9 protein-coding genes are annotated in these 6000 nt (G+C 64.3%); 4 read left to right on the top strand and 5 right to left on the bottom strand.

The features are described 5' to 3' along the window. The first annotated feature begins 232 nt into the window (after positions 1–232). From Q0379_RS04340 to Q0379_RS04330, 3 genes are read left to right on the top strand one after another with little or no spacing between them, the layout of a single operon-like run. Positions 233–574 carry a DUF883 family protein gene (locus Q0379_RS04340; protein ID WP_184724617.1) on the top strand — a complete coding sequence of 114 codons (342 nt, stop codon included), beginning with the start codon at positions 233–235 and terminating at the stop codon, positions 572–574. 58 nt (positions 575–632) lie between these two features. Beyond that, entirely contained in the window at positions 633–1238 is a 606-nt protein-coding gene (locus Q0379_RS04335) for a DUF4142 domain-containing protein (RefSeq protein ID WP_299004730.1), read from the top strand. Between the two features lie 20 nt (positions 1239–1258). Then, positions 1259–1660 (top strand): DUF3597 domain-containing protein, encoded by a 402-nt coding sequence (locus Q0379_RS04330; protein WP_184724612.1) that lies wholly within the window; start codon positions 1259–1261, stop codon positions 1658–1660. A 22-nt stretch (positions 1661–1682) separates the two neighbouring features. On the opposite strand, the gene Q0379_RS04325 is transcribed toward Q0379_RS04330, so the two are convergent. Next, a complete protein-coding gene (locus Q0379_RS04325) occupies positions 1683–2585 on the bottom strand; it encodes an NAD(P)/FAD-dependent oxidoreductase (protein ID WP_299004722.1) in 903 nt (300 codons plus the stop codon). Between the two features lie 129 nt (positions 2586–2714). Here Q0379_RS04325 and Q0379_RS04320 point away from each other — a divergent pair, with 129 nt between their 5' ends. Continuing rightward, the gene (locus Q0379_RS04320; protein WP_299004718.1) at positions 2715–2900 is read left to right on the top strand and encodes a DUF3008 family protein; all 186 of its coding nucleotides are present in this window, start codon (positions 2715–2717) and stop codon (positions 2898–2900) included. 287 nt (positions 2901–3187) lie between these two features. On the opposite strand, the gene Q0379_RS04315 is transcribed toward Q0379_RS04320, so the two are convergent. The 4 genes from Q0379_RS04315 to Q0379_RS24140 all read right to left on the bottom strand — a co-directional run bounded on the left by Q0379_RS04315 (position 3188) and on the right by Q0379_RS24140 (position 5795). After that, entirely contained in the window at positions 3188–3811 is a 624-nt protein-coding gene (locus Q0379_RS04315; RefSeq protein WP_299004715.1) for a divalent metal cation transporter, read from the bottom strand. 158 nt (positions 3812–3969) lie between these two features. After that, positions 3970–4563, bottom strand: a complete 594-nt coding sequence (locus Q0379_RS04310; protein ID WP_299004712.1) for a sigma-70 family RNA polymerase sigma factor — start codon at positions 4561–4563, stop codon at positions 3970–3972. A 777-nt stretch (positions 4564–5340) separates the two neighbouring features. Continuing rightward, complete coding sequence (locus Q0379_RS04305) at positions 5341–5640, bottom strand: helix-turn-helix transcriptional regulator (RefSeq protein WP_299004709.1); 300 nt, start codon at positions 5638–5640, stop codon at positions 5341–5343. Further along, the gene (locus tag Q0379_RS24140) at positions 5637–5795 is read right to left on the bottom strand and encodes a type II toxin-antitoxin system RelE/ParE family toxin (protein WP_366519296.1); all 159 of its coding nucleotides are present in this window, start codon (positions 5793–5795) and stop codon (positions 5637–5639) included. Before Q0379_RS24140 ends, Q0379_RS04305 begins: the two co-directional genes overlap by 4 nt. Between the last annotated feature and the right edge of the window lie 205 nt (positions 5796–6000).

Raw genomic sequence — 6000 nt, 5'->3', positions numbered from 1 at the left:
CCGCAAAACGAGAAAATTCTAGCTCAAACCGGTCCAGTTTTTCAGGAGCAGGTCACCGCCTTTAGGGTCGAGGGCCAAACCCGCGCTGAGCGGGGCGGTTCCGAACTCTACCCGGCTTAGCGCCTGCCGCCCCCTATCGCGGTGGAACGCTCCGCCGCCTTCCGAATTGTCTTCTGCGACAACTGGTCCGGCACAGTTTGCGCTGTTTGACCACGGCTGGAGGGATCACGACATGGCCGACTACGACGCCGACATCTATGGCGAAGGCATGGGCACGGCTGCGGCGATCGGTCAGGCGGCCAGACCCGACGTAAAGGCCGCCGCAGCCAGCGCCCGCGCGGCGGCCGGCAGTTTGAAAGACGCCGCCCAAGCCGCCGTCGACGAAGTTCGCGGCAGGCTCGGCGCCGTTTCGCGCCAAGCGGTGGACCAGGCGCAGGGGCGCTACGGCGATCTGGAGGCCTGGGTGATTGAGAACCCCGCTCGAGCGCTCGGCGTCGCCGCCGGCGTCGGCGTGGTGTTGGGCCTGCTGCTGCGCGGTCGCCCCCAGCGCGTCGCCTACGCCCGCCCGCGTTAGAGTTCGATCTTCACGATCCCCGTCGGCGCACCGCCGACCTTGCCTCCGGAGAATGTCCATGGCCCGAGCCAATCTCTTCGCCGTCGCCGCGCTTTCCGCGCTCTGTCTGGCTGCCTGTCAGAAAAAGACGGCCGATCCCAACCCCGCCGATCCCGGCACCGGAAACGCCGCGGTGAACGCCGCCCAGGATGCGACGTCCGCCGCTGTCGGCCAGGCCGCAGCCGTCGCCGGCCCGGTGTCGACCGAAGCCTTCGTCAGCAACGCCGCGATCGGCGATATGTATGAAATCGAAGCCGGCAAGATCGCTCAGCAGAAGGGCCAGTCCGCAGCCGTCAAGGCTTTCGGCAAGCAGATAGTCACCGACCACACCGCGCTTTCGAACGCGATGAAGCCGGCGATCCTCGCGTCGGGCAAGCCCGCGCCGACGGGCCTGGACGAGCGCCGCAAAGGTCTCATCGACAACCTCAACGCCGCCGCGCCTGCCGACTTCGACAAGGTCTATCTGGACCAGCAGAAGGCCGCCCATGACGAGGCCCTGACGCTGATGCAGGGCTATGCGGACCATGGTGACGACGCAGGGCTGAAGGCCGGCGCGACCAAGGCCCTGCCGAAGATCAAGGCGCACCTCGATCACGTCCATGGCCTGGCCTCGGGCGCTCACTAACCTCATCTGGAGCTTCGCCCATGGGCCTCTTTTCCAAGATCGTCGACAAGATCTTCCACCATGACCGTCCGTCCGCACCGACAGCGCCGGCGCCGACCGCGGCTGCGACCCAAGCCCCGACCCAACCTCAGGCTCAGCCCACCGCCCCGCAAACGCCGGCCGCGCCGGTCGACGTCGAGGCGGTGCTGACCTCGATGGCCGAGATCGAAGGGGGCGGCGGCAACTGGCGCACATCGATCGTCGATCTCCTCAAGCTCTTGAAGCTCGACTCGAACCTCGAGGCCCGCAAGGAACTGGCAGACGAGCTGGGCGTGCATGTCGGCGAAGCCGGCAGCGCCGAGCAGAACATCGCCCTGCACAAGGCTGTCATGAAGAAGCTCGCCGAGAACGGCGGCCAGGTTCCTGAAAGCCTCTACCACTGACCAAAGCGCCCGCCGCGCGCCATCAGGCGCGCGGCGGATGATCGATCTGCCGCAGGCGACGATGAATGTCGGTCGCGGCAATCGCAGCCTCGGCGGTTGCGATGGCGATTTGATTAAGACCCCTGACGACGTCTCCTGCGGCATAGAGGCCATCGATCGAGGTGCGCTGGTGAGCGTCGACGATAAGATTGGCCTCGGCGTCATGCTCAGCCCCCCAACGGACGGCAAGACGGCTCTGCATCTCGCAGCCCAGCGCGAGATAAAGGCAGTCGAAGGTGCTCCCCGTTCCAACGGGGCCGACGATCACCTTTTCTTCCAGCGTGATGTCCTTCAGGGATGTTGCCGCCACGCCGATCCCGGCGTCGCGCAGCGCCGCCAGATCAAGATCCTCCATCGCGCCCAGATGTAACAACGTCACCCGCTCCGAATAGGTGCGCAGGAACATGGCTTCACGCGCGCCCAGCGGGCCGTCGCCAAGCACGGCTATCGCTTGGTCGATGGCTTCGTACGCGTCGCAGATCGGACACATTCGGACAAGCGTCCGACGGATCGCCGCCTCGATCCCCCCGAGAGTTGGCTTGATGTCCACCACCCCCGTGGCCAGAAGCACCGTTCGCCCCCGCACCGATTCACCTGGCGCGCCGGCAAGGTCGACAACGAACAGGTCGCCCTCTCGGCTGAGGATCTCTGCACGCGCTTTGCGGAACGCTGCGCCATAGCGCTCTGCCTGTTCGCGCATCCGAGTGAGCAGTTCGGGTCCGCCGACCCCGCGCGGGAACCCTGGCGTGTTGTGACTTTCCGGGATCCAGCTGGCGCGCGGCTCGCCACCATCCAGCACCAATGCCTGGCGGCGGAAACGCCCCAGATAGGTGGCAGCCGTCAGCCCTGCAGGATCGGCGCCGACGATGAGGGTGTCGTAAATCATCTAGCGCTCTCTCTCGCCTCCAGGTCCGCCCGCCTCAACGGAACTGGACTTGCCGCGGTTCCAGTTATCCGGGCGGCACGGAGCGGGTCAAAGTGCGTTGACTCAAGACATCAATTCCAGGAGGCGAAAATGCCCGCCAAATCCGTCGCTCAACAGAAGGCCGCCGGCGCGGCCCTCTCCGCCAAGCGCGGCGACACGCCCAAGAGCAAGCTCAAGGGCGCGTCCAAGTCGATGCTGTCGATGAGGGAAAAGCAGTTGGAAGACTTCGCCCACACCAAACGCAGCGGCAGGCCCGAGCACGTCGCCAAGACCTAGTGCGCCGCCGCGTCCACATCATCGGGCTAGCCGCACTGCTTTGCGGGTCGTGCCAGCCTCTGTCGGACCTCCGCATCGGTCGCCGGCCGGTCTTCATCACAGAGCCTATCGATGGCTCGACGCGTGGACGCCTGCTCAAAGCCACCGGCGATCCACAAGCGTGCGCCGCCTGGTTGACCGCGGCGGGCCTTGGGTTTCGGCCCGTCGCGGACCGGACGGAGAACGGCTTTTGCCAAGTGACGGGCGCGGTCAATCTGATCGACGCCAAGGGTGAGGGCGACGCCCCACTATTGCCCGCCAGGCCTATGATGACTTGCGATCTGGCGGCAGCGGTGGCGAAGCGGATACGCCGCATGGCCTTGTCGGCCTGCTTCGGCGCCTGCGTCAGCGGTCGAGGGAGCCTTGCGGTTGACCTCCTCGACTTCCTGAGCGGCCTGCCAGAAGAAAAGATAGGGGCTGATGGTCGTACCGAAGATCGCCACGATAGCGGTGATCAGCGCTGGCGTCGGCTCGATGCGCGGCCATAGCAGACCCTTGGCCACCGCGATCCAGTCGAGCTTCACGGTAAAGAGCACCGCGACATAGGTCAGCAGGACGAAGGTGAGCCATTTGAGGAAGGCGACATAGCGCCGATAGGGCACGAAGAGCTGCAGAAGAAGCGACAGGATCGCAAAGGCCAGGGTGAACAGGTGCGATCCACGATGTACCAGCAGTTCGGCGGCCGCGCCCATCGCCGCCAGGTTCGCCCCGATGTTGATGGTGTTGGCGGCCAGGAGCAGGACCACGAGAAGGTTCACCAACCAGCACCGAAGAACTTCACCGAGGTTGGCCGCAAGGCCCTTTCCGGTCACTCGACCGATACGGGCGCTGACCAGCTGGATGGCGCTCATCAACGGATAGGTCAGGACCATGGTCCACAGCAGGCTGTTGCCAAATTGGGCCCCTGCCTGGGAGTAGGTGGCGATGCCGCTGGGATCATCGTCCGCGGCCCCAGTGACAAGCCCGGGGCCAAGCTTTCGCAGCAGACTGGTCGCTGGCCGTTGGGGGGTCTCCGACCGGGAAGAGGGCATTACGCCGCCGACTTCGCGTGGGGCTCGGCGTTCGTCGCGTTGCAGGACGCGAGCGTGACCATGACTTCGCCCCCGCGGCGCCGCTCTCGAGCGTAGTCGCCGCTTTCCAGAACGCGCTGCAGCTCCGCGCGAGCCCGGCTCAGTCGGCTCTTAACGGTGCCGACCGCCACGCTCATCACCTCGGCGGCCTCTTCGTAGGAGAACCCGCCGGCGCCGACCATGACCAGAGCTTCACGTTGGGACACCGGCAAGGCCATCAGCGCCTGGCGGACATCGTCGAGCTCGATAGCCGCATGCGGATTGTCGCTTGCGACCAGGGTCTGCTCGGCGCGCTCCTGGTCCAGCGCGACGGACCGCCAACTGCGGCGCTTTTCGGAAAGGAAGTGATTGCGCAAGATCATGAAAATCCACGCGCGCATGTTGGTGCCGAGCGAAAAGCTGTTGCGGCAGCCCCAAGCCTTAGCGACCGCTTCCTGCGCCAAATCGTCAGCCTCGAACGGATCGCCGCAGAGAGATCGCGCGAAAGCCCGCAGGTGGGGAATTTGTAAAACCAGGTCTCGTTCGAAGGTCTTGTCACGCGACGACATCGTCATGGCCTTCCCCGTCTCTACTGCTTTTCCCGGGCGATCTTCGGTCTAGGTGTGCGCTGGAGCTTCAATTCTGGCCGTACCGTTTGGTTCCTGACCCCAAGCACAGCAGTCTACGGAAAGCCACGCCAGGAGTTCCCAACCCCCGGGGAGCACTAGGGAGTCGTGAAGATGACGCTGCGGCCCGCCGCGTTTCGGACCGTTTAAATCAAGCGGGCATTCTAACCACGGCGAAGACCCTCCCGTGGAGGGACGGCGTATACGCACGAGACCGGCAGGCGCCATTCGGCCGCTAGAAGTAGGGCGGCGGCCTGGGCTTGGCCTAAAATTGAGATGGGTGGAAAAGAGCCCGCTCAAGACGCGGTAACTCGCGGCGGGCGTAATAGACGGATCTTCTAGCCTGATTTGACATTTCGTCAGGCTGAGACGACATTCGACCCACTCTGGTGATGTCACCCCCAACGGGGTGGTTCCCTCTTGCCGAGGCTGATCTGGAGTCTAAACGCGAAATTCAGACAGGGAAGGGCGGCTCTACGGCGGCCCTTTTGCCGTTCCGGATATCGCGCATAACTATTGTTATCGGAAATATTAACAGTTAATTGATAGTATCGTATGTCCGATATCAAAATAGACGCGACCGGCTCAATAGCCACGGCTTTGGGCTCGAAAAGCGCGCAACTATTCGACCAGCCGATCGAAATGGTTGCGACTGAACTGTTCCCGTCCCTGGGACATCATCGCTGTCGGATGTCGATATCGCTGCAGTGGGATCGCCGGGACGGCCTATGAGGCGCGGTGCTCGCGACCGTTCGGAACCAGGTGGACGTCGAGGCGTCGACCGACCGCTTCCGCATACCGAGCAATCATGGCGAAGGTCGGCATGTGCCGGGCGTTTTCCAAACGAGCGACCACGGATTGCGAAGTCCCCATCCGAGTTGCGATCTCGGTCTGGGTTAGGCCCGCCGCCTCCCGGGCTTCGATCATCTCGCCGACGACAGCGAAGATCGGCCCCAGCCGGTCATACTCGGCCTTGACCTCAGGATCGGTCAGCAGCCTTTGCCTAAGCTTTGCGAGGCTGGTCATGGCTCAATCTCCTTGGCTCGCCGCAGGGCCAACTCAATGGCCGCTCGCGGCGTTCTCTGGGTCTTCTTGACGAACGCGTGCACCACGATCACTCGGCGGCCGACTGCGGTGACGTAGATCGCTCTGGCGATTCCATCCCGGCCGCTGAACCGCATCTCCCAGAGCTTGTTCTGGAGATGCTTGACGTCGGCTGGCCGATTCGCTCCAGGCCGACGGCCTCGATGCGTCCTGCCAACCGCAAGAAGGCAGCCTACATGTCCTTCGGCAATGCCGCGATCTCGGCGTCGACCGCATCCCCGACGGTCTCCACGGTCCATGTCATTCGACGCCTGTACCCGCTGCAGCGGACCCGCTAGTCCG

This window comes from uncultured Caulobacter sp., assembly GCF_937900395.1.
Taxonomy (GTDB): domain Bacteria; phylum Pseudomonadota; class Alphaproteobacteria; order Caulobacterales; family Caulobacteraceae; genus Caulobacter.
This window is presented reverse-complemented; position numbering and strand designations above follow the sequence as displayed.

Excerpts from the sequence above, each read along its gene's own strand:
- Q0379_RS04340 (WP_184724617.1), top strand. The coding sequence starts at position 233 with ATGGCCGACTACGACGCCGACATCTATGGCGAAGGCATGGGCACGGCT.
- Q0379_RS04335 (WP_299004730.1), top strand. The coding sequence starts at position 633 with ATGGCCCGAGCCAATCTCTTCGCCGTCGCCGCGCTTTCCGCGCTCTGT.
- Q0379_RS04330 (WP_184724612.1), top strand. The coding sequence starts at position 1,259 with ATGGGCCTCTTTTCCAAGATCGTCGACAAGATCTTCCACCATGACCGT.
- Q0379_RS04325 (WP_299004722.1), bottom strand. The coding sequence starts at position 2,585 with ATGATTTACGACACCCTCATCGTCGGCGCCGATCCTGCAGGGCTGACG.
- Q0379_RS04320 (WP_299004718.1), top strand. The coding sequence starts at position 2,715 with ATGCCCGCCAAATCCGTCGCTCAACAGAAGGCCGCCGGCGCGGCCCTC.
- Q0379_RS04315 (WP_299004715.1), bottom strand. The coding sequence starts at position 3,811 with ATGGTCCTGACCTATCCGTTGATGAGCGCCATCCAGCTGGTCAGCGCC.
- Q0379_RS04310 (WP_299004712.1), bottom strand. The coding sequence starts at position 4,563 with ATGACGATGTCGTCGCGTGACAAGACCTTCGAACGAGACCTGGTTTTA.
- Q0379_RS04305 (WP_299004709.1), bottom strand. The coding sequence starts at position 5,640 with ATGACCAGCCTCGCAAAGCTTAGGCAAAGGCTGCTGACCGATCCTGAG.
- Q0379_RS24140 (WP_366519296.1), bottom strand. The coding sequence starts at position 5,795 with ATGCGGTTCAGCGGCCGGGATGGAATCGCCAGAGCGATCTACGTCACC.